Consider the following 22,378-nt stretch of genomic DNA (forward strand, 5'->3'; position numbering starts at 1 on the left):
GCACACAGCAACTACTAAATTTACAAAGCTTTTCATGATTAACAAACTCATTACACGACCACCTAATAAAGCCTAACGCTTGAGGCTTTCAATCTTCATTTAAGCTGCTATTATTTATAACGAATCAACAAGTAGTTCATAAGTAAGATACCAATAACAACAAATGAGATTTTCATTAAAATAATACACATAATGGAGTAGAACATGAGAGAACGTTACGCAAGTGGAATAGATGATGCAACCGCAAAGAAAATGATCGACTTATTGAACGCTAATCTAGCGAATCTCATTGATTTGAGTATGGACAGTAAGCAATGTCATTGGAATTTGCAAGGTACTGGCTTTATCGGTGTGCATCAGTTATTAGATGATACCTATGGTCGCTTGACTGAAGCTTATGATACGGTTGCTGAGCGTATTGTTATCCTTGGCGGTAAAGCCAATGGTATCTCTAAACGTGTCGTTGAGGACTCTATCCTCGAGACTTACCCTACTGATATCACTGAAGTCGATCAGCATGTTCGTGAGCTTACCAATCGCTATAAGACCATTGCGGCATCATTGCGTGAAGGGATTGATGCTGCTGGTGATGCGGGTGACGAAGATACCGCTGACCTATTAACGGAAATAAGCCGTACTGTCGATAAAGATGCATGGTTCATCGGTGCCAATGCACCAAAAAATAACATCTTTGTACCTAAACCAGTTATACCAATAAAACAGGTATATCAATAAGATAGTCCATATCAGCAAAAAAGGTCACTTTTATAGTGACCTTTTTTGTGTGTACTAATTTATGTGTAATAACTTTAAGATTCGCGTTCAGAGACGGGCTTTAAAGTAGCTAAATTGTCAGTTATTAGTTAAAAAACACCTTGGATTATTTGTTGCATCTGCGGTAAAAGCTCACCCAGCTGCGCCTCTGTCTCACTGGTATCGTCAGGCAAAGATTGCTTTAGAAATGCAGCTGTAATCTGTGGTTGTTTCGACAAGATACTTTGACCCATCACCGTATCATAAAAATCAATTTGAGCATCAACTTCCGCTTGCGTATAGTAAGTTTTTGCTGCGTTAATATATGCTTGCGTCAACGTCTGCTTGTCAGCAGCATTGCCTATACCATTGGTCATTATCTTGGCATATTGACCTAGCACTTTTTGAATCTGCTCTTGTAGCGCCTGTTGGCGTTTATTTAAGTTACCATCACCTACTGACTCAGTACGATTTTGCGTTTGTACATTGATAGCATTAATAGCCGCTTGTTGCCCGTTAACGATAGATTCTATTTGCTCATCAATGTGCATCACTTCATCAGCTTAACGATAGACGTATCTGTTGGGGAAATATTATTATTCATAAAAGCGGTATTGTTAATAGAAGCGCTATTCGCACTTATTCTATTGATACTTACGCTTTGCTGTTGAGCAGACCCATTATGAATTACCAGCTCAGCCTGTGCTTGAGTCAGACTGGCTACTGCGCTAATAGTGACAACGGCCATACTTAATGAGCGAACCATGAGTGAACGCCCAACAGGGCTCTCTATAGCAGACTGAAGACTTAGTTTCATATTAGTTTCTCTTTATCAGGCATCTTGGTTATAACTATTGGGTAAGCTCAAAGTTTCGGCATTGGGTACAGATAATGTCAGGATAGCTTCCTGAAATAAAGGATTCGCACGGAACTGACTTTCAATAATTTCGAATTTTTGGGCAATCTCTTTTTCTTTTTGATTACCAGCGATATCGACTGCCGCCACCATAAATATCTTTTTGGGTCCCACCCACTCCAAATGTAAGTACGACACACTATCTATATCTGGATGATTGAGTAACTCGCTCAATGCATAGCCATGTATCCTCTCTGATACTTTATAACCGACCAAAAAGTCACGGTTACGGCTAATTAAAAAGATGGCTACCGCACCCAATAATATTCCGACAATGATAGAGCCGAGCGCATCCCAAAACGGCTGTCCCGTATAAGCATGCATACCCATGGCAGCAGCAGCGACAACCAAGCCAATGACAGCTGCCAAGTCTTCAAAGAATACGCCACGTAAAGTTGGGTTTGACGTATCGACCACATAGCCAATGGCGCTGACATTTATCGCTTCACCATGCTTTTTACTTTGTAAGTAAGCTTGCCCTAATGAAAACCCTTCGAGCACAAACGCAATCGCCAATACAATGAAACCGATGGTATAGTTGGTCTCGCTTTCCGCAGCATTCCACTCGGTGATACCAGTATAAATGGAGACAATCGAACCTGCCATAAAGACACCAAAAGCGGCAATCGACCAGACATAAGCTTCTTTGCCATAGAGGGGATGGCTTTCATCAGCAGGTTTGATCGCCTTTTTCTCGGCGACGATTAATAAGGTACCGTTACCTGCATCTGCCCACGAATGCGCTGACTCTGCGATCATAGAAGCAGAACCCGTCATAAATGCTGCTACCGTTTTGGCAATCGCAATGATAATGTTGGCTCCAACGGCAATTAATACCGTTACCAATGAAGCGGAATGTTGCTTGTCTTTATTAGTGGTCGACTTAGCAGAACCGTCTAATACAGAACGAGAATCACTATCAGAAGTGGTATCTTTAATGAGCGTACCAGTGCCTCGAGCACGACTATTATGCGGCGCTGACTGATGAGAAACAGGAGTGTGTGACTCGGCTTCCGATGGTTTTAAGCTCATAATAATCTCGATATAGGCTTTTTGAACGCAGATATATATATTTAACCAGATTAATAGACCGTATATTGAAAGCCGTTTAACTGACTATACAAGGTCTATTTTGTCTTAACGATCATGAAGATTAGCCAGCTCACCAATCATATCTCCTATATCACACTGGGTCGATGCGAGCTTCCAGACGCAGGTTTTTTACGCTCCTAGTGCGGCATCAGCGCGGCATTGCTGCATGGGATTTTTGATATCAAGTGGCGGCGCAGGTGTGGGCTTGCCATTATCATCGATAGCGACCATCGTAAAATAGCAGCTGTTGGTATGGCGTACAGTACGGGCTCGAACATCTTCTGCTTCGACGCGAATGCCGACCTCCATCGAAGTATTCCCCACATAGTTGACACTTGCCGCAAAGGTAACCAATTCGCCACATATATAGGCTCACGAAACATCACTTGGTCAACAGACAGCGTCACCACATAATTACCGCTATAGCGACTGGCGCAAGCGTAAGCGACTTGATCTAACATCTTAAGCAAATCACCACCATGCACATTGCCAATAAAATTTGCCATATCAGGCGTCATGAGTATCGACATATATAGCTCATGATTTAACGGGGCTTTTTTGGCAGTCGAGCTGGTATTGTATTGCGGCATAAAAATCCTTGAATGATTTAGGGCGTGTTGATAGTAAGTATCATTTATACAGCAGCGCACAAGAGAGCACAAACGGCACTCTGTCATTGAATGGTCTAGGTTATGTAAATCTGAAGCTATTTAACTTTAGCTCAACCAATGAAAACGATAAGCAAGCCAAGCAACAATGGCGCTCACTGAACCTGTCAAGATACCGCCCCAAGCAAAATCAACCAACGCTGTATCTAGTGTAAAACCTTTGTACAACGCTAAACTGGTAAAGTCATAAGTACCGTAAGCCATCAGCCCTATTAGGCCACCAAGCAAGAATATATGACCAATCGAAGCGCGCCTGCTTTGATTTGTGGATATAAAATCAAGACACAGAGAGCCAGTAGATAAAACATATAGAACACGCCAGCAGCAATCATGTTTGGCTCATCGGCAAGCAGATGCCCGATACGCTTTTCATAAAATAAGCCAGTCATAGTCTTGAGCCAAACTGCGTCAATACCCAAAAATATAAGCACAGCAGCCAGATATATAAATACATAACCCATAACCACATCCTTTTAATTAGCGTTTTTTAATCCCAGCTTGTTTCCATCATCGCTTGTTAAGTCAGTGCTTGTTAAGACACTACCTGTTGAAACGCAACTTATTAAGACGCTATGTTTCGTTTGGAGGCGTCTTGACCATCACTGTTGGCATTACCGCTTTCATTAGAATTCATAATATCGTGAATCAGGCGGCTGCTTTGCTCATCGGTGAGAGTGTCATGAGAAGACAAATCAGAGAAATGCATCACATCAATATTGTCAGGCTTCACTGCGGTCAACTGTACCACGCCGATGGTGCGCTCTAAAAACCCACCTTCACAGTAGCAAAAGTAAAAATCCCACAAGCGAATAAAGGCTTCATCATAACCCAGCCCCTTAATTTCTTCACGCTGTGCCATAAACGCCGCACGCCAATCGCGCAAGGTATGAGCATAGTCAAAACCGTAATCATGTAGCTGCTTGATGACCATGTCGGTTTGTTCAGCAAACTGATTGTTTAGCTCTTGATTAGACAGCAAACAACCACCAGGAAAAATGTGCGTCTGGATAAAATCGACTGAATTAACATAATCTTGGTAGTGTTGATCGTTAAAAGTAATCGCTTGCAGCACCATCAGCCCTGTGGGTTTGAGCAAGCTATTACATTTGGCAAAAAACGTCGGTAAGTACTCGTGCCCAATGGCTTCAATCATTTCGATACTGACCAGCTTGTCATACTGCCCTGTCAGCTCACGATAGTCTTGCTTCAGCAGGGTAATTTTATCGGACAGCCCTGCCGCATCGACTCGGCGCTGCGCCTCATCATACTGGGCGTCAGAGATGGTCGTCGTCGTTATGTGACAGCCATAATGTGTGGCGGCATAAATAGCAAACCACCCCACCCTGTGCCAATTTCTATCACATGATCATCAGGCGTCAATTGTAATCGATGCAATGAGCGCCAGTTTATGCTGCTGCGCTGCGCTCAGTGATACATCAGGCGTACGATAGACTGCCGCTGAATACATCATCGTATCGTCCAAAAAACGCTGATACATATCATTGCCCAAATCATAATGCGCTAAAATATTGGACTTAGCACCAGACTGATCATTACTGCGCAGCCGATGCTTCGCTTTTTCAAAAGCCTTACTCACACCTGCAAAGCGATTTTCTAACTTATTCAACACCGCCAAGTTACGCGCTGCCAACCGAATCAGCCCGGTCAAATCGTCCGTATCCCACTCACCATTGATATAGCTGTCTGCTAGCGCAATAGAGCCGCCAAGCAACAGCTGCCGATAGACAGTAGGATCATGAATCATCAAGGTGACGTGTAGTGAATGGCGACCCACTGCCGAACTGCTCGCGACACTATCGGATACTTTACCAAAGCTGACGGTATTAGGTGCTTGCTCATCGAATGCTTCGACTATAGTCAGGCTACCAAACTGGATATGCGCTAATGCGCGGAAGATGAGTTTTCTTGCCAATTGATTCCCGCACTGACTGGCTGAAAAATGGCGCGCTCATTGACGACCTTACTCATCTGTGCGGTCAATTTTGCTAATGTCGAAACGGGTGCTCGGTCGGTTGGTCGTGCTGACATCGTATATTCATCCTTGTTTAAATGCTCTATGCTTAAGCGTTAAGCTGATAAATTTCTTTGGCTGATCGTTAGCCCTTCAACTATCAAAGAATATCTTTTGGAGTCGGTGCTTTGTTCTGTTGGCTATCGGCCAGTTTTTCATCATAATGAATATAAGGCACTTTTTTAATCGCATAAAGCTTGAAAGCATGCCAATAAATACGGGTTACAGAGGTCATGTTCATTAGCGGACTTTTTCGCAAACTGTTGCGAATCGTTGTGGCGGTCATTGGAACGCCAGCCATTTTTATACCCGTTTTTAATACCTCACCGCGCTCATCGCTGATATCGATAGCAATACGAACTTGCAAGCAATTATCCGGCTGCTTTTTTACCTTAACCTGCCAACGATATAGCTGATCGATCGGGGTTAAAAGGTGAGACGTGAAAATCTTTATTATGACAAAATTCAGTATTCGCACCATTGAGTGTAAACCCATAATAATGGCGCTTATCCCATGGTGTAAGAGACTTCAGCCAATAAATGGGACGGTATCTGCTGCTCATCGAAACCTAAGTAAAAATTGACTGGACTAAAATATACCCGCATTGCGGCAAACGAGCATTCCAATAATATCGCCTGTTGGCGCACTACCCGTTTGCTCAGTAAACGCTTGGTTTAAGCGATGATTAAGTGCTTGAACAGAATTTGAACGACAATTATCCTGCTTATCACTCATTGATAGATTACTTAGGCTATTTGACTTTTGTAAAGGTAGACCTTGTAAGTAATCATCAGGACAAAACTGCTGCAAGGCTTTTTCTTTGCTGAAAATAACGGCAATCCTTTGACCAGCCGTCCTTTGAAAGCAACTTTTTTAAAAGCTTATTTTTGCTACTCATACCTGTACTTACTTCAGGAAGCTCCAGCCCTTTAGCCAATGCGCTGATATTGATGCAATAACGGTATGGATACGCAAATTTATGTACACTTGGCAGTAACCGACTGTGCCAAGTCGTCCCATGGAACAACTGATGGGGTAACAGCTTATTAGGCGTGTCGGTTTCAATAGACATAGCATTCTCTTCAATAGTGTTCGTTGATCTCACGGCCAAAATCACTGCACGTTATGACGACCGAATAAGCGACGCTTTCGCTTTGGTTCATCATTTTTAACAGTCGGTTGTAAACGTTCAATGTACTCAATCAGCTCCTGATTGGTGAACGCCGTGACAACCTCACGCTTATTAAGTATGCGCAATTTGGTATCTGCCTTTACTGGCAAGTCGTTATAACGAAACGGCGTATGTGCGCTCTCGGCATCAGGCAGATGAGTCGGATCAACCTCGTCCTTTATCGCAATATCATGACCGAGCGCCTGACAGACACGTAGACCACTACGTACGCCATCTTCATGAAAACCATTAAACCAATAGGCACCGCAAAAATGTGTGTGCATGTCGTTACCAGAGATACTCGACCATCTGCTTTGCGCCTCAATCATCGCTTTATCAAACACAGGATGGCTATAATCGATGCGCTTGATGACGTGCTTATCATCAACATTTTCATGAACGGTTTCTGGATTCAGCGTAACCAAATAATTGTGCTTTTTGGTCAGGCGTTGCAGAATATTCATGTTATAAGTCAGCACTGGTTTTGCTGATGTTTGCGCTTTTTTAGTATGGTTTTCAGTAGCTGATTGTCCTGATTGTCGCGCAGTTTTATTTGCGAGATTCTCATCAATCAGATAATTCCAGCTGGCCCATGCCAATGGCTTGTTCGGTAGGACACTGACATCGGTATGCAGTACGGCGGTATTTTCGGTAAAGCGAAAATGACTGAGTACCTCATGTTCATCCTTACTGGCGTCTGTTAAAATTTTGAGTGCGGTGTCTGCATGACAAGCAAAGATAACTTCGTCAAATACCAATTTTTCGTTCAAGCTTTCGATATTGTTATCAGTAATGCTTTTATTTTGAACCGTCAATAATACTTGCTCACTATCGCGAACCACAGACTGTACGGGACTGTTTACTCTCACCTTACCGCCCGCTTTGATGAAGCGTGGAATCAACTTATTGACGTACTGTTTTGAGCCACCTTTGATCGTAAACCACTGCGGACGATTAACCACATCGAGCAAGCCATGATTGTCAAAGAACTGTGCAAAAAACACCAGTGGGAAGTCTTGTACTTCATGCAGACTGGTTGACCAAATGGCAGAAACCATTGGCAGCAGATAGTTGTCTATAAACGCTTGCCATAGCTTTTTTGTGAGATAGCTGCCCAGCGTTTGCTCAGTAAAAATACTAACATCTTGCCCGTTAGCACGTGCCATTTCGTAGTCTTGGCGTAGCTGCTTGATATGTTTATTGAACTGTAAAATATCTTTGATAAATTGCCAAAACTTTGGATTGAAGGCATTCTTACGCTGCGATAATAAAGTATTGAGCGTGTGACCATTGTATTCAAAATGGCGCGCTGTATTCTTTACCGAAAAGCTCATGTCAGTCGATTGAAACGGCACTTGTAGCTCATGCAGTAGACGAAAAAAATTGGGATAAGTACGCTCATTGAAGACGATAAAGCCAGTATCTATGGCACTGTTTTCCACATTGCTGCTCTTTGCTTTTTTGCCGTCTTGTAGCGCCACATCGATGGTATTTACATGCCCGCCAATATAATCATTAGCCTCAAACACTATCACTTCATGTTGCGCCACCAGATAATGAGCGCAAGTCAATCCTGATACACCTGAGCCAATGATAGCAATACGTTTTTTAGCTTGAGCGTTAGTCGTCTGTTTTGAGAGGCTGCTGGCTTCATGAGAGATTGTCTCTAGGTTCTTACGTTTACGGTGGTTAAACAGCATTGATGCGTTCCTTTCCATATTTTTAATATTTTTTGCCATTTTTCAATATAAGCTATTTTTTATTAATTTTTTCACTGACTTGCTGCCACACCAAATCTGGCAACGTACCCAATGCTTTTAGCGGTAAAGTGAGCTTTTTGGGAAATTCAATCACATCGTGACCACTCGCGATACCATCACGAATAGCTTTGCTTGCCTGCGCTGTTGTTTGGATAAAGGGCATGGGAAAATCATTTTGCTTAGTCATTGGCGTCTCGACAAAACCAGGCACGACCAAGCTTACCGACACATCATGCGGTGCAAGGCTAATTTGCAAAGTTTTCATTAGGTAATGGATGGCAGCCTTTGAGCTTCCATAAGCTTCGGCACGAGCAAATGGCACATAAGCAGATGCTGAACCAATGCCAACCAAGCGACCTTTTGAGGCGATTAGTTTTGGCAATATCCCTTCGATAGCATGTGACAACGTACCCATATTTACCGACATCACTTTCATAAACGAGGCGCTATCGAAGTTTGGCATGTCCAAATATTCGCACATGCCAGCGCCACAAATCGCCAAATCAACCTCTTCAATTTTTTCAAAAGCGTCGATAACTTTATCCCGATCCATGAGGTCTAAGTCAACCGTTTCTGCGCCTAGTGACTCAAGCTCAGCCAATGCGCTATCGTCTCGACCAACGGCATAGACATGATGACCGTCTAGTAGATAGTCTTTTGCCAATTGATTGCCAATACCCGACGTCGCGCCAGTAATAAGTATATGTGATTTCTTAGTAGAGTCAGTCATCGTAAACGTCCTTTTATTTGTGCTGATAGTACAAAACTTACCATGCATTCAGGTGTCAAACACTTGCGTATCATCTTTAGTCAGCTGATGGCATTAACCCTTTTTCATTAAGGTATCATCCATTTTATTTATTAAATCTAAACAATCATAGCGCAAGGCTATCGATTTATTGTTGTGGTTTCGCAATCAATGCGTCTCTAAATTGACTGAACCTGTCTACTCTCGCGCACTGGAAAAATTGCTCTTAGGTCTGTCGTTTTATGTTACTAGCCCTATAAGACAGCCTAATTACGGCATGCTACAATACTAAAAATCAAAAATAGCTTTACATTAAAGGGCTGATTAGTCAGCGTATTTATCATGAAAATATCCAACCTGTTAAAAGCGCTTGTCTTTATTAACGGTTATTTATTTTCAAAAATCAACTTCCCTTGCGACAGTTTTTGAAGCTGCCTGATATCGTTTCCTAATGACATCTCAAACGTTATACAATTAATGATAGTGCTTCACCAATCCCACTCCACTATAAAAAGGATCTCTCATGAGCGAATTGCACCTCTCTGACCGCGTCAACAACATCAAGCCATCGCCTACGCTAGCGATTACCAATAAAGCCAAAGAGCTAAAAGCAGCTGGTAAAGACATAATCGGTCTGGGTGCGGGTGAACCTGATTTTGATACGCCAGAGCACATCAAAAAAGCAGCAATCGATGCCATTAATGACGGTTTTACCAAATACACCGCTGTCGATGGTACGCCAGAGCTCAAAAAAGCCATCATTGAGAAGTTCAAACGTGATAACAACATCAGCTATGAGCCCAATGAAATCCTAGTATCGGTCGGTGGTAAACAATCATTTTTTAACCTTGCGCAAGCCTTTATCAATCCAGGTGATGAAGTCATCATTCCGGCACCTTACTGGGTCAGCTATCCTGATATGGTCATCATTGCAGAAGGTGTGCCAGTCATCGTCAAATGCCCCGCTGAGCAAGATTTCAAAATCACCGCTGCGCAATTAGAAGACGCCATCACTGACAAAACTAAAATGCTGGTACTAAACAGCCCCTCTAACCCAACCGGTATGATTTACACGTTGGATGAGCTAACAGCCATCGCTGAAGTGCTGAAAAAGCACCCACAAGTTTATGTTGTGTCAGATGACATGTATGAGCACATCCGCTGGACGGGCGATAAGTTCTACAATATTTTGAATGCCGCACCTGAGCTAAAAGAGCGGGCGATCATTTTAAATGGCGTGTCAAAAGCATATGCGATGACTGGCTGGCGTATTGGTTACGCTGGTGGCCCTGCCAAGCTGATTGGGGCGATGAAAAAAGTACAATCACAGTCAACCTCATGCCCAACATCGATCAGCCAAGTGGCTGCCGAAGCCGCTATTAGTGGCGATCAAAGCGTGCTCACGCCGATGGTAGAAGCCTTTGAGAAGCGTTGTGATCTAGTCGTTGATGGTTTGAACGCGATTAAAGGTATTACCTGCCTGCGTCCTGATGGCGCTTTCTACGTATATCCTGACATCAAACCACTCATCAAAGCTGCTGGTCTGTCATCATGTACTGAATTTTCAGCATGGTTGTTAGAGAAGGTTGGCGTAGCAGTGGTGCCTGGTGACGCCTTTGGTCTTGGTGGCTATATGCGCATCTCTTACGCGACTGATGAAGCAACGCTAAAAGATGCCTTATCACGTATCGAAAAAGCGGTGGCTGATCTAGACGTTGCTGAATAAAGACTAAACAGCCACTGTCTTAAAACTATGCTTAGACATGTGCTTAAACATGTGCTTATAAACGAAGACGCCACCTATCCTCTATGTGGCGTCTTTCTTATTTATCTCACAATTGCGAGTTTTTTTGGCAAAAAACCTCAAAAAAAGCCTTATCTCCTTATTAAAACAATTATCTTTGATAATTATGCAAAAAAGGCTTGACGTATTTTTTATTTTTGCTAGAATACGCCCCACTTAGCAAGAACTCGTTAGAGACTTCTAAGGCTCGTTGTAAGGTTTTAAACACTTGCAGCTTATTCTCCAATAGCTCAGTTGGTAGAGCAACGGACTGTTAATCCGTGTGTCCCTGGTTCGAGCCCAGGTTGGAGAGCCACATTTTAGTTGTAAATTTCTTGAATTATTTTTGATTCAATTATGGCATTTGCCAAAACCCTCATCTCTTTGATGAGGGTTTTTTTATGGCTACTATTTTTATTGGCATGAAGAAATTTATATAAAACTCAGTAGAAAATAAGTAGCCAACGATATAACAATTATTACCTTGCTGTCCTAACAGTTTTTATTTCAGCACAACGTATGCAGCTGAAATAAAAACTGTTAAAGAAGTTAGCATTTAAAGTAAGGAAAATAATTAAGGTAGAAAAATTGAGATATGGGCTTGCTCTTTGTTTTCTTGAATCACATTGTCGTATGCTGACAGCTGCTCATTCGAGAAACTATTGGTAAACTGCCACATGGTAGCAAATATCGCGGTCAACAACACTGCCATGACCGTGAGTATGACCCATAGTGGCGTTTCGCTCGTGAGCGTGTGCTTGATTTGGTCCGGTATCGCCCAAAATGGCGAAAACTCGTTCTTATTACCCCGTAGATGCTCAATTTCATCCCCTAAACGTGAGATAAGATAACGAATTTTCTCTGGCGCTTCTAAACGATACTTCCCTTGAAAGCCAAGTAGCATCGCATAGTGATAGACCTCCAGAGCAGGTAGACGCCTCTCTCCTTGCTCGCGTAGCCCATCTAAACGCTCAAAGAACTCATTACCAGCAATTTGTGAGCCAAATAAATCCAACTGTAAAGGATTTAGCTCCCAAGCATCTTTGAGGGTTTGAAACTCTGGCTCTTGCGAGGTCATGATGGTCTCATCAATCAACGCACAATACGCATACTTGGCTTCATGGATATCTTCTGACAGAAATCCTTTTTTGCGCGCATTCATCTCGAATTTATCTAAGAAATCATATATTTTTTGACGAAATTGTCGCGGCTCTGTACTGAAATAATGATTACGCAATAAAAACACCAAGTAAAAGCCGTCATACATGATGTCTACCAGCGACTGACTACTGATACGCTTATCTAGACCCGTTGCTGAGACCTTTGAAGCCACCTCGCCTGAATCTAACAACGAAGGTGCAGAACCCATTGAATTATTCCCTGACATGATTATTCCTAATGCTTATTATTTCAAATACTATTGAGGGCGCGCCATATAGTGCATACTCATCTTGCAACCTCAGCATCTCTAGACACAAAGAACTACTGTACGATAGCCATCAGCTCTATTTTTAAATCATCAAAGCCATTTGGCACATAAATACAGATAGATTCAGATTTGAGCATTTCGTCATATAGCTCGCCTACCGGTTCGATGGTGAAGTAGCTAAAACCTGGTCTCACTGGTATCGCACTGGGTACTTGGCTGACATGTGAAATAGAAGAGCCTGGCAGCGCTGACAACACACGTTTCTCTACTGAGTCAGGCGTCGCAATTTTAAATCGACGTGGTACGATGTCGATGAGCTCGTGCATCGGCAATGATGAGCTAACAGACAAATACAGCTGTGAGCCACGCGTGATCTTGTCACTACTTAGCTCGCCTGTATAATAAGATGGCTTATTTTGACGTAATGGAATCGAGATAAAGTTACTGGCAATGACGGTATTGAGTAGCTCACGAATAATCAAAATGATACTAACAAATGAGTCATTGGCATTATCGTGATGATAAGAAGGTAAGTCGCCCACCTTATATAATGAGCTAAAAGTAGCCAATTGGCTGGCGACATTTAATAATGCTTCATAAAGGCGTTCTGGATGTAGTTTGGCATTATTATATAGATGACTGAGCTGAGAGTATGCGGTATTTAGCGTATGCAATAGCCAAAAAGAGGCAATATCTGAGGAGCGAAACTCCAGTAAGTCATTGTTAGACTGACGATGATGGTCATACAGTGACGTAGACTTGGTATTAATCATCGTCATCAAACGATATACGTGACCAATAAGCGCAGGGTTACTCGTAATATGCACACTTGGGACGATATAATCATCGACTTGATAGATGCCTTGAGTGGTACGCACGAGCTTGGCTACCAATAAGGATACGGTATCTTGGCTAGGCGCTTGCGCAGAATGGCTTAATTGCAAACTTGGCGACAGTTTAATCACGTCAATGACTGCTTCAGCCGCTTGGCCATATAGATCTTGTGCCTCAATAGCACCCCTTACATAGCGTGCTGGATTGTCACTACGATCCGTCTGTATATTGCTGCCGTCTAATCACTCTAACTCAAACTCAAAAATACGAAAACTTCATCGCCATTGTCTTGGGCATCTAAGGTAATGGCTTTCGGTAAGGTGTCGGTACGAGGCGCATGATATATCGTACCATCGGGCAATACCGCATAAATACTTTGAAAGCTTAGTAAATTGCTTTCCAAAAGTTGCTTGTCAATCTGAACATCAGATACGCCATAAGCATAAGGATGCACCAGCATCATACTCAAAGCTCGTTGCGAGTCATGATAAGTGTCTTGAATCTGAAAATGTTGGGGTCGCAAAAACAACCCTTCTCCCCATAATACCCTGTGTTTACTCAAGACAATCTCCTAAGAACAGCTGACTAGTGGCTGCTGATAATATTTAAGTTTGGTGGTAAATGTAGGTGGTGCAACACCCTCAGTAATGCTGACATCGCATCCACCAATATTGATCGCCAGTGGCGTATCAAAATTGAGACTGGCAAGTGGGATAAGAAACTGTGAACGTTTTTTGGTATATCTCAGCCCCACTTTAATAGCGATAAAGCGCGCGTCTTGTGGAATGTTTACAGTCAGACTGCTCTCACGATTTGGGATAATACTGATCTCTTTGGCAGCCAGTACTTCAATATCCGTAAACTGGCTCTCCTCCTCCAAAATGCGATATAGGCAGTACTTGCTGTGCCTACTTTGGTACGCCCTGCATTGGCATTAGTGGTGGGTTTGATATTTAGAGTAATCTGCTGACGCTTCAGTTTTTCTTGCAATGCTTGCTGCTCAGCACTCATGGTCGCCAGCTGCTGTTGCTGTAGTTCTAGCTGTACTTTTAAACTTTGCAAATCGGTACTATTTTTGCCATTATCAACGATATGGCTCATGGCATCTATAGTAGGAGGCTCGCCTGCTAATGCCGATACCTTGTCATTTGACTTGCTCAACTTATCAGTGCTGCATCCGGCGATCGTACCACTTAGCAAGCAAGTAGCAGCGATTAATGATACTGGCAATGTCATACATTTATTCATACTTTCAGTTTACCTTAGCTTTTTATTATCATTATTGACTGGTCAAAATCTCAGCCATTTCTGGGCGACCGAGCACGCCTTTTTTGCGCAGCTCGACATGCCCAAGATCCATCATACGCCAATCACCACCCCACACAAGTCCGGCAGATTTGGCTACTTTACCATATAATTTATAGCCCCGCATTGCCCAAGGATCCTTTTCGCTTATGACAATTTTACCATTTCTGATAAAGGCGCTATCGCCCGCCAAACCAAACTGATGATAGCTCTTGTATGATCCTGCCTTCGTTACATGAGTCCCTTTTTTCAATAGTCTTGCTTGCCTTGCAGGGCTACGATAGCCTTCTAACAGCACCATGTCATAGCCATATTGGTCACTCATTACTTTATACACAGTCAACAGCCGTTGAACAAAATCTGAGTTCATTTTTTGCCAATTACGGTCAGCATTCTTAATATTGATATGACCGTTGTTTAGATGTGTAGCCAACATGTCACCTGAATAGCCAGTGCTATTATCTTGCGTGTTTAAGTCAGACAAATCAGGCTCAGGGAGCATGAGCGGTCTATCAGTCTGAGGTATATTTGTCTGATTATCCGGCCAATACCCTTCCTCTGTCTTGTCAGCTTGATAGCTTGCAACCTCAGCTTCTAGTTCAGCAAACAGCTCCTCTGGCGGAGGCGACGGTGGACGCAGACGCTCTCCTATGAGTAGTTGACTGATTTGCAAATTTGTCGTGCTAGCCACGGTATCATTGGCATGATAAACCTCCAGAGAATGATTGGTAATCAGGGCATAACACAATCCAACCGTTGCCATGACAATCAAAAAACAATGCCGATATCACTGGAATACGAGAAACATCTATATCTGAAATAAAACGAATAAACTGCTTGATACGATAATGAAATACCTTCTTTGGTGTCTTTATTGATGGACGCTTGAATTTTAGGCTAGGCAATCGATGAAAAAACACCATTACTTTATCTAATAGTCGCCCACATAGCTGCCGATCAAAAAGTATGACCATCATGAGGATAGAGAGCAATGTAAAGACCGATACAGTCAAGTAAATCATAAGCAAGAGTCATAGACAGTTGAGACGATAAAAACAAATATAATAAACAGGCGTTGATAATTACGATTTCGTCAGTATTATATAGACAAATCATCCCCTTTTAAAATAAAGCTAACTTAATTGCACTAATTTTTATTTATTCCTATCCATTAGCTTATCTACAGACAACTTAAAAATACTATTTCATTATAAAAATTTACTTAATAATGCTTAAAACCCTCACTGGTTATCGATTTTATAGTTTAACAACGTTTTCAAAGTGATTCCTATCATTACAACCGAATTATAAAAAAGACAAATAAAGTTAACTAGCATAGTAAAAATAAGCTTATAGATATCACAAAATCTGGATCATAAAGCTTGTCTACATGGTAATAATCATAATAACAACCCAACAAATAGGGAGTTTAAATAAGTGGGCGCAAAAAAAATACTGTCATACGGCCGATCTGTTTTAGTCATGATTTTGGTGTTGTATCTCATTTTGGTCTGGATGTACTTTAAAGACAATGCGCGACAGCTGACCTCATCTGGCTTATTACTATGGTTTGTTACCATCCCTTTATTGTTTCTTGGCTCTATCATGGCGCTCTTATGGTGGCAAAAAAAACTGGATAAACAAACAACCGATTCACCAGAGATACTTGATAGAACAACAGATAAAACAGACGCTTAACCGCCCAATACTTATCAGTTATTTATCTATAGCCGTGTCTGCCTACCAGAAGGAGACTGTTGGTCTGAAGTGGTGGACAATGAGGCAGACCTAACCGTATTGAGCGAGGATTTGACAGATATTGATGGTATGCCAATGTTGGTCAAACCGATTGCAAGACTCCCTGATGCCGCCGCCCTACCATATCCTAATATATCTGATGCCTATTCAGCAGATTCAGAGTTTGACGACAGCTATTTAGATTCGAACAGTGATTTAGACAGTAGTTTAGACAGCCATCTCGATGATGAGAGATTTACTGAACGTAAAGCCGCGTTAAATGATACTACCTTGCGTTTACAGGCATTAATTTATGAGCAGCTAGTCTTGAGCGAGGAGATGCTGTCTAGCCTTGCCGAATACTTTTACCAACATCACCAACAAGATACGACTCAGTCCAACGCAGCCATTCATATTCATCCCGAATGGCAGCAACATTATTTGGTGAGTGCCAACGAAGTAAGTAGTGAAAATAACAGCCGTAAAGAGAACGGTGATGACAAAATGACAGCAGCCTCTGCTGGTCATTTAACCAATCTTCCTATCTATCTATGCTTACCTGCCAGCGCCGATTCAGCATTTTTAATCGCGACCATAAAAGAACAGTTAGCAACTTACGGTATTCCTGATACACGGCTTGCTATTACGACCATCATAACTGACAGCACTGATGTCGCAAACACCGTAGCAAATAATGGCGCTAACAATATCGCCATTGCCACACCTACAGAATTCATCAATAGACATCTACTGCCTTTATCTAAATCAACTGCGCCTGATCTTTGCTTAATTATCATTGCAGATTCACAGATAAGTGAAGAATGGTTAGACACTCATTTGTATGCTGAGCAAATGACCAATGTCGTTCCAACTGAGGCGGGTGCGCTGTTGCTATTCTCGAATCAAGCGGCTCAAGAGCTACTCAATATTGACGCCAGTACCCGTATTTTATTAACGGAGATAGCTACAACTCATCGCACTGAGCTTTTGAGTGATAATCGTCGCTATTTGAATCATTTAACGACTATCAAAAATCTATTAATAGACAATATGCTTTCACTGTCACCGACCGATACGACCACGCTAAAAACCACTGATAAACAGATAGTAAAGCCCGCAAAAAAATCGTCTGACATCAACAGCAAAGAAAAATACAAGACTAATGTTGCTATAACAGACATGACCATTACCGCCATGTCTGACATTAATCCATTAAAGCAGCCCTATGACTTATCAACGTATATGAGCTTTCTTGAAGCATTTATAGCACAAGGCGCTCTAGTAAATGAGCATCATTTAGGGCATTATATGCCATTGAATAATTGGTTGAAGCCATTCATCAGCTTATCACTCTTCATTGACTTAGCCAAAGAAGACCAACAAGAGTCAGACAGATCATTTTTAATTACTCAACATAAGCACTGCAATATACTTTGGTTGCTAGACTCTTCTCAAACATCTGAGTCGTAGTTTTAATGGTGTTTTGTCGTGGTAAATACTCGTTTTATTATCTTAAGTTCACACTAGGTAGCACGCATGTTTTCAAGGTTTTTTCATCTTATCTATAACCCAAGAGTATTATTGGCGCTGGGGCTCATAGTCGCTCTAGTCTTACTTTATGATTATGTGACTATTAAAACCTTTGTCATAATCATTGGCGTTCTAATCACATGTACGGTGCTGGGGGCGCTTGGCTATTACCTGTGGAAAAAACGTAAGCTTGCCTCAGATGAGCTGGCAAACTTAGTGGAGGATAATGGCAACGAGAGACAAGGTGACAATAGCCCTCATGTGGCCAAAGATGAAAACGCTCAAGAAGTGCAAGCGCTACGTCAGCAAATGCAAGATGCCATTAAAACCATTCGCAAATCAAAGATAGGCGATCAAACAGGCAAAGCGGCGTTATATGAGCTGCCGTGGTATATGGTCATTGGTAATCCAGCGGCAGGCAAAAGCTCTGCAGTGCTACACTCTGGCTTAAAATTCCCCTTTATGGAGCAAGGTAACAAGCTATCCGTTAAAGGCGTCGGCGGTACACGTAACTGCGATTGGTTTTTTTCGACTGAAGGTATTTTGCTCGACACTGCAGGACGTTACTCCGTTTATGAAGAAGATCGCTCAGAATGGTTGTCATTTTTAAGCCTACTCAAAAAGAATCGACCTAAAGCACCGATCAATGGCATCATCATCGCGGTCAGTATCGCCGAACTCACCAAAAATGACCCAAACTATGCGTTGGATTTGGCCAAGAATCTGCGCAGCCGTGTGCAAGACTTAACTGAACAGCTAGAAGTTTATGCGCCTGTCTATGTGGTCTTTACTAAAATGGATTTGATTTCAGGCTTCCGTGACTTCTTTAATGACTATGAGCAAGAAGAGCGCAGCCAAGTATGGGGCGCGACCATCCCCTACCCTGAAGACCCAGAAAATATCAATATTACGGACATATTCGAAGAGCATTTTGGCGTATTGGTCAATGGTCTAAAAGATTTGAGCACAACTAAGCTATCCTTGCGTCATCAGCGCACGGTATCTCCCAGTCTAATGACTTTCCCAATGGAATTTCAGTCATTACGTCCCATGATACGGACACTGATGCATGCGTTGTTTGAGGACAACCCTTTCCAATTTAAGCCCATATTGCGTGGCTTTTACTTTACCAGCGCCTTGCAGGACGGGCAAGTTAGCAGCCAAATGACGTTGCAAATGGTGCAAAATTACGATTTGCACCCACCTGCGATACCGCTCAATGCGCAGCAAGAAGCCGCAGACAAGCCCTATTTTTTACAAGATCTATTTTCTAAAGTCATTTTAAAAGACAAGCATTTGGTCAAGCAGCATAAAAACCGACACAAGCGCAGTCATCGTGCGCTTGCGACGCTAGCTGCTGTCGTGACTTTGTGTGCGGCTGTCGGTCTGTGGACATGGTCTTATGCCATAAACAGCTCACTGAGCGTGTCGTGGCTGACTTACAGCAAGTCGCAGCGCTACAAAAAAATTCTAATGGTGACTTACAATCGCAGCTTGAGTCGCTCAATATTCTACAAAGTCGAATCGAGCAGCTTGAAGGCTATGAAGACGACAAGCCGCTGTCTTTGAGTTTTGGCCTCTATCAAGGCGATAAGCTTAAGCAAAAATTGCTAGCAGAATATTACAACGGCATCAGCATCATCGTCTTAGCGCCAACCAAACAAAATATCGAAACGTTTTTAACCGAAGTAAATACCAATGCCGATCAATTAGAAGTCCGTACAGAAGACTCAAGCACTGATGACACCTCTGATGCTGCCGTTAATGATGCTTATATCCAGTCGGACCCCACAGACGTTGAAGATGCTTATAATGCGCTCAAGGCTTATCTCATGCTTGGCAATCATGACAATTTAGAGGCCAGTCATTTGAGTGATCAGATGACCCGTTTTTGGCGCAACTGGCTCGAAGCCAATCGCGCTGACATGCCGCGTGACAAGATGATTCGCCAAGCTGAGCGTATCTTGAGTTTTACCTTGGCTCATGTCGACGACCCGCCTTTCCATTGATCCAAAATGACTTAGGGCTGATAGACAAAACCCGTAGCAATTTATCCAATGTTAGCAAAGGCCAACCTGCTCGTGAGCGGGTTTACTCTGAGATTAAAATGCGCGCATCTGCCCGCTTCCCATCGGTCACGGTTGCGCAGATTACGCAAAACAATGCTAATGAAGCACTGCTTGGTAGCTATGTCATTTCAGGCACTTTTACTAAAGAGGCATGGGAGGCTTTCGTCAGTGATGAGATTGATAAAGCTGCCACCACAAGAGTGGTCGCCGATGATTGGGTGTTGGCCACCAGCAGCCAAGATGACCTTACCTTGACGGGTAGCCCTGAACAGATACGACAATATCTGGTCAATCGCTATAAGCAAGAATATATCAGTGAATGGAAACGTTTTTTATCTCAAGTGTATGTTCGGGATAGCACAGGCTTCGATGATCATGCAGTCTTATTAAATCAGCTGTCCAATGCCACAGAGTCACCGTTAAAAACCCTGTTTGAGACAGTAGATCGCCAAACTCAATGGGACAATAAAGCGGCCAATCAAGCAGCTGGCAATGGTGGCGAATCTCGTCGCTCATTTGTCAATTGGTTTAAGCAAACCATCCTGCGTCAAAGCCCTGCTGAGCTGCGGCAAGCAGAAGCTGCGATGAATAATGGTGGCAGCTCTAGTAACGCCGCGCCTGTAGCACAAGCAAGCTCAGGTGTGATTGCTCAAGAATTCTCCTCTATACATGCGCTAGTAACGCCAAGAGAAGAAAATCAGGATCTGTCATTATTAGACAGCTATTTAGTCAGTTTAGGCGATATCAGAACCCGCTTTAACAATATCGCTCGTAGTGACGACATCGGCCCTGATGCTTTGTTGTTTGCCTCACAAACCCTCAGTCCCGAAGGCTCAGAGTTAACCAAATCTCTACAGATATTAGATGAGCAGATCCTAAGTCAAGCCAACTCTGAAATAAAACAACTGGTTCGTCCGTTGTTGAGTGAGCCACTGACTCGTTCATTTAACATGCTGCTGACGCCCACTAAGGCTGAGATTAATAAAGTTTGGAAAGCGCAGGTCTATAAGCCTTTCCTCGATAATTTAGGCAGTAAGTATCCCTTTACCGCCAATGCAAACTTAGAAGCGACGCCTGCAGAGATCGGTCAATTCTTCGGCGAAGATGGCTATGTGGCGCGATTCGTCAACGAAACGTTATCGCCCTTTATCATTCGCCGCGGCGATCAAATCTCCAGTAAAATCTGGAATGGTGCAGGTCTGGGTCTCAACCCGCAGTTTGTCGCTGATTTTGGCCGTTACTTTACCAATTATATGGGCAGCAATAGCACAGGCGCTGCTGGTGCGAATAATACTGGTGGCGCTGCCAATCAAACCACTTTTCAAATTATGCCATTACCCGTCAGCGGTTTGACTGAATATACCATTGTAGTCGATGGTCAACAGTTGCGTTATCGCATGGGTACTCAAGCGTGGACAACGTTTGTATGGCCAAATCCAAGTAGCCAACCTGGTGCCAGTATTCGAGCCAAGGACTATGATGGCAGAGACTTTACTGTCTTTGAAGAAGCAGGCAGCTTTGGGGTAGAAAGGCTCATTAACAGTGCACGCCGTACTGAACTTGGCAATGATATCTTTGAGATGGCATGGTCTGGTGACGGTATCACTATCTCTGTACGCTTTAGAATCATCAGCGGCAGCGGCAGTAGTACCACTACCGGTCAAGGTCGCTCTACCAATCCCTTTACTGGCATGAAACTACCAGAGGAGATTATTGCCCTTGGTGTCACACGTACAGCAAGGCCAATTTCTGATGATAATGCTGTTGATGGCGATACTCCCAATGCAGGTTCTGGCACCAATCAGCCAGTACCGACTGGCCAAAATACAAGCAATGTCACGCCGCCTGCCCGCGTATCTACTGTAGTCCCTAATACCAATAGTGAAAATAGTCCACCAGTACAGCCGCCTACTGATACCACGACGGCTACTGATGATCGTTCAGCCGTGACTGAACAGCAGGAGCAAACGCCATGACTCCAGACTCCTTGCCTTTAGTATATTTTGGAAAATTGCCTGCTCGCGGGGACTTTGTACGGGCGCGCGTTCATATCTCTGAGACCAATGCCATTGATGAATGGGTCAGCGAAGCGCTAGCCGTGTCGGAAAGTGTATTTAGCGGAATTCCGATAGACAATGTCAGTAATCATGACTTTGCCTTTTTAAATTTCAGTCATATCGATACTAGAGCTAATGAGATTATCACCGGTGTTTTGATCCCTAGTCACGATAGTAGCTATAGAAATTATCCATTGATAGGTTTTGGCGTGCTTCATCTCGATAAACCGAAAAACTGGATGAACTATCTGCCCGTCAAGTCATCAGCGCTTTGGAATGACACTTATGAAGTTTTAAGTATGGCTAAATCCAAAACTGACAATAGCGATCTTATGGAGCACCTCAACCATAGCCAACTCAGCATCGATAATAATGCCAGTACTTACTACTATGATTTATCAATACCACTACGTTGCATGATATAGCGATCTTAATGAACATCGATAAAGCGCAACTGATACAGCAAATCATTGCCACTGGCCTGTTATTTTAC

General features: G+C 42.9%; 27 protein-coding genes, 1 tRNA gene and 2 pseudogenes. 9 read left to right on the forward strand and 21 right to left on the reverse strand.

Going from position 1 to position 22,378, the window contains the following annotated elements:
• Positions 1–204 precede the first annotated feature (204 nt).
• Positions 205–735, forward strand: coding sequence for a DNA starvation/stationary phase protection protein Dps (dps, locus tag G7Y90_RS15155; protein WP_250162797.1), 531 nt, complete (start codon positions 205–207; stop codon positions 733–735).
• A gap of 128 nt (positions 736–863) precedes the next feature.
• Here the strand turns inward: dps and G7Y90_RS15160 are convergent, their stop codons facing one another.
• The 14 genes and pseudogenes from G7Y90_RS15160 to G7Y90_RS15220 all read right to left on the reverse strand — a co-directional run bounded on the left by G7Y90_RS15160 (position 864) and on the right by G7Y90_RS15220 (position 9,123).
• Complete coding sequence (locus tag G7Y90_RS15160) at positions 864–1,304, reverse strand: DUF2059 domain-containing protein (protein WP_349773438.1); 441 nt, start codon at positions 1,302–1,304, stop codon at positions 864–866.
• Positions 1,304–1,570 (reverse strand): hypothetical protein, encoded by a 267-nt coding sequence (locus G7Y90_RS15165; protein ID WP_250162799.1) that lies wholly within the window; start codon positions 1,568–1,570, stop codon positions 1,304–1,306. The genes G7Y90_RS15160 and G7Y90_RS15165 overlap by 1 nt, the downstream gene beginning before the upstream one ends.
• A gap of 15 nt (positions 1,571–1,585) precedes the next feature.
• Positions 1,586–2,701, reverse strand: a complete 1,116-nt coding sequence (locus G7Y90_RS15170) for a cation diffusion facilitator family transporter (protein WP_250162800.1) — start codon at positions 2,699–2,701, stop codon at positions 1,586–1,588.
• A 201-nt stretch (positions 2,702–2,902) separates the two neighbouring features.
• Positions 2,903–3,351 (reverse strand): annotated as a pseudogene (locus tag G7Y90_RS15175) (acyl-CoA thioesterase); the annotation flags it as partial.
• A 126-nt stretch (positions 3,352–3,477) separates the two neighbouring features.
• A complete protein-coding gene (locus tag G7Y90_RS15180; RefSeq protein WP_502937365.1) occupies positions 3,478–3,633 on the reverse strand; it encodes a DUF2177 family protein in 156 nt (51 codons plus the stop codon).
• Positions 3,634–3,641: 8 nt separating this feature from the next.
• Positions 3,642–3,890 (reverse strand): DUF2177 family protein, encoded by a 249-nt coding sequence (locus G7Y90_RS15185; RefSeq protein WP_250162801.1) that lies wholly within the window; start codon positions 3,888–3,890, stop codon positions 3,642–3,644.
• Between the two features lie 101 nt (positions 3,891–3,991).
• Positions 3,992–5,194: pseudogene (locus G7Y90_RS15190) on the reverse strand (class I SAM-dependent methyltransferase).
• A 137-nt stretch (positions 5,195–5,331) separates the two neighbouring features.
• Positions 5,332–5,478, reverse strand: coding sequence for a hypothetical protein (locus G7Y90_RS15195; protein ID WP_250162802.1), 147 nt, complete (start codon positions 5,476–5,478; stop codon positions 5,332–5,334).
• An 83-nt stretch (positions 5,479–5,561) separates the two neighbouring features.
• Entirely contained in the window at positions 5,562–5,828 is a 267-nt protein-coding gene (locus tag G7Y90_RS15200; RefSeq protein ID WP_250162803.1) for a DUF1365 family protein, read from the reverse strand.
• Positions 5,829–5,968: 140 nt separating this feature from the next.
• Positions 5,969–6,067 carry a hypothetical protein gene (locus G7Y90_RS19295; RefSeq protein ID WP_502937366.1) on the reverse strand — a complete coding sequence of 33 codons (99 nt, stop codon included), beginning with the start codon at positions 6,065–6,067 and terminating at the stop codon, positions 5,969–5,971.
• Entirely contained in the window at positions 6,051–6,272 is a 222-nt protein-coding gene (locus G7Y90_RS15205; protein ID WP_250162804.1) for a hypothetical protein, read from the reverse strand. Before G7Y90_RS15205 ends, G7Y90_RS19295 begins: the two co-directional genes overlap by 17 nt.
• Positions 6,253–6,534 carry a hypothetical protein gene (locus tag G7Y90_RS15210; RefSeq protein WP_250162805.1) on the reverse strand — a complete coding sequence of 94 codons (282 nt, stop codon included), beginning with the start codon at positions 6,532–6,534 and terminating at the stop codon, positions 6,253–6,255. The genes G7Y90_RS15205 and G7Y90_RS15210 overlap by 20 nt, the downstream gene beginning before the upstream one ends.
• A 41-nt stretch (positions 6,535–6,575) precedes the next feature.
• Positions 6,576–8,333 carry an NAD(P)/FAD-dependent oxidoreductase gene (locus G7Y90_RS15215; RefSeq protein ID WP_250162806.1) on the reverse strand — a complete coding sequence of 586 codons (1,758 nt, stop codon included), beginning with the start codon at positions 8,331–8,333 and terminating at the stop codon, positions 6,576–6,578.
• 52 nt (positions 8,334–8,385) lie between these two features.
• Positions 8,386–9,123, reverse strand: a complete 738-nt coding sequence (locus tag G7Y90_RS15220) for an SDR family NAD(P)-dependent oxidoreductase (protein ID WP_250162807.1) — start codon at positions 9,121–9,123, stop codon at positions 8,386–8,388.
• Positions 9,124–9,664: 541 nt separating this feature from the next.
• On the opposite strand from G7Y90_RS15220, the gene G7Y90_RS15225 reads away from it, so the two are divergent.
• Together G7Y90_RS15225 and G7Y90_RS15230 are read left to right on the forward strand one after the other, a co-directional pair.
• Entirely contained in the window at positions 9,665–10,867 is a 1,203-nt protein-coding gene (locus tag G7Y90_RS15225) for a pyridoxal phosphate-dependent aminotransferase (protein WP_250162808.1), read from the forward strand.
• Between the two features lie 297 nt (positions 10,868–11,164).
• Positions 11,165–11,240 (forward strand) — tRNA-Asn (locus tag G7Y90_RS15230).
• Positions 11,241–11,498: 258 nt separating this feature from the next.
• On the opposite strand, the gene icmH is transcribed toward G7Y90_RS15230, so the two are convergent.
• The 7 genes from icmH to G7Y90_RS15260 all read right to left on the reverse strand — a co-directional run bounded on the left by icmH (position 11,499) and on the right by G7Y90_RS15260 (position 15,514).
• Positions 11,499–12,311: a type IVB secretion system protein IcmH/DotU gene (gene icmH / locus G7Y90_RS15235; RefSeq protein ID WP_060491495.1), complete on the reverse strand. Its 813-nt coding sequence runs from the start codon at positions 12,309–12,311 to the stop codon at positions 11,499–11,501.
• A gap of 95 nt (positions 12,312–12,406) precedes the next feature.
• The gene (tssK, locus tag G7Y90_RS15240; protein WP_349773440.1) at positions 12,407–13,414 is read right to left on the reverse strand and encodes a type VI secretion system baseplate subunit TssK; all 1,008 of its coding nucleotides are present in this window, start codon (positions 13,412–13,414) and stop codon (positions 12,407–12,409) included.
• Positions 13,415–13,434: 20 nt separating this feature from the next.
• On the reverse strand, positions 13,435–13,749 hold the full coding sequence (gene tssK, locus G7Y90_RS18135) for a type VI secretion system baseplate subunit TssK (protein ID WP_284143754.1): 315 nt from the start codon (positions 13,747–13,749) through the stop codon (positions 13,435–13,437).
• 9 nt (positions 13,750–13,758) lie between these two features.
• Positions 13,759–14,067, reverse strand: a complete 309-nt coding sequence (locus tag G7Y90_RS15245) for a hypothetical protein (RefSeq protein ID WP_250162809.1) — start codon at positions 14,065–14,067, stop codon at positions 13,759–13,761.
• Positions 13,983–14,435: a hypothetical protein gene (locus G7Y90_RS15250; protein ID WP_250162810.1), complete on the reverse strand. Its 453-nt coding sequence runs from the start codon at positions 14,433–14,435 to the stop codon at positions 13,983–13,985. The genes G7Y90_RS15245 and G7Y90_RS15250 overlap by 85 nt, the downstream gene beginning before the upstream one ends.
• 31 nt (positions 14,436–14,466) lie before the next feature.
• On the reverse strand, positions 14,467–15,165 hold the full coding sequence (locus G7Y90_RS15255; RefSeq protein ID WP_250162811.1) for a M15 family metallopeptidase: 699 nt from the start codon (positions 15,163–15,165) through the stop codon (positions 14,467–14,469).
• 22 nt (positions 15,166–15,187) lie between these two features.
• Complete coding sequence (locus G7Y90_RS15260; protein WP_250162812.1) at positions 15,188–15,514, reverse strand: hypothetical protein; 327 nt, start codon at positions 15,512–15,514, stop codon at positions 15,188–15,190.
• Positions 15,515–15,929: 415 nt separating this feature from the next.
• Between G7Y90_RS15260 and G7Y90_RS15265 the strand changes: the two genes are divergently transcribed.
• From G7Y90_RS15265 to tagF, 6 genes are all read left to right on the forward strand, one after another.
• Positions 15,930–16,190, forward strand: coding sequence for a hypothetical protein (locus G7Y90_RS15265; RefSeq protein ID WP_250162813.1), 261 nt, complete (start codon positions 15,930–15,932; stop codon positions 16,188–16,190).
• A gap of 69 nt (positions 16,191–16,259) precedes the next feature.
• Complete coding sequence (locus tag G7Y90_RS15270) at positions 16,260–17,699, forward strand: hypothetical protein (protein WP_250162814.1); 1,440 nt, start codon at positions 16,260–16,262, stop codon at positions 17,697–17,699.
• A 66-nt stretch (positions 17,700–17,765) separates the two neighbouring features.
• Positions 17,766–19,328, forward strand: a complete 1,563-nt coding sequence (gene tssM, locus G7Y90_RS15275) for a type VI secretion system membrane subunit TssM (RefSeq protein WP_250162815.1) — start codon at positions 17,766–17,768, stop codon at positions 19,326–19,328.
• Positions 19,283–19,768, forward strand: a complete 486-nt coding sequence (locus G7Y90_RS19300; RefSeq protein ID WP_502937440.1) for an ImcF-related family protein — start codon at positions 19,283–19,285, stop codon at positions 19,766–19,768. Before tssM ends, G7Y90_RS19300 begins: the two co-directional genes overlap by 46 nt.
• The gene (locus G7Y90_RS19305; protein ID WP_502937367.1) at positions 19,765–21,804 is read left to right on the forward strand and encodes an ImcF-related family protein; all 2,040 of its coding nucleotides are present in this window, start codon (positions 19,765–19,767) and stop codon (positions 21,802–21,804) included. The genes G7Y90_RS19300 and G7Y90_RS19305 overlap by 4 nt, the downstream gene beginning before the upstream one ends.
• Complete coding sequence (gene tagF, locus G7Y90_RS15290) at positions 21,801–22,310, forward strand: type VI secretion system-associated protein TagF (RefSeq protein WP_250162816.1); 510 nt, start codon at positions 21,801–21,803, stop codon at positions 22,308–22,310. Before G7Y90_RS19305 ends, tagF begins: the two co-directional genes overlap by 4 nt.
• Positions 22,311–22,378 lie beyond the last annotated feature (68 nt).

It is taken from the genome of Psychrobacter sp. WY6 (assembly GCF_018448495.1).
Taxonomy (GTDB): Bacteria; Pseudomonadota; Gammaproteobacteria; order Pseudomonadales; family Moraxellaceae; genus Psychrobacter.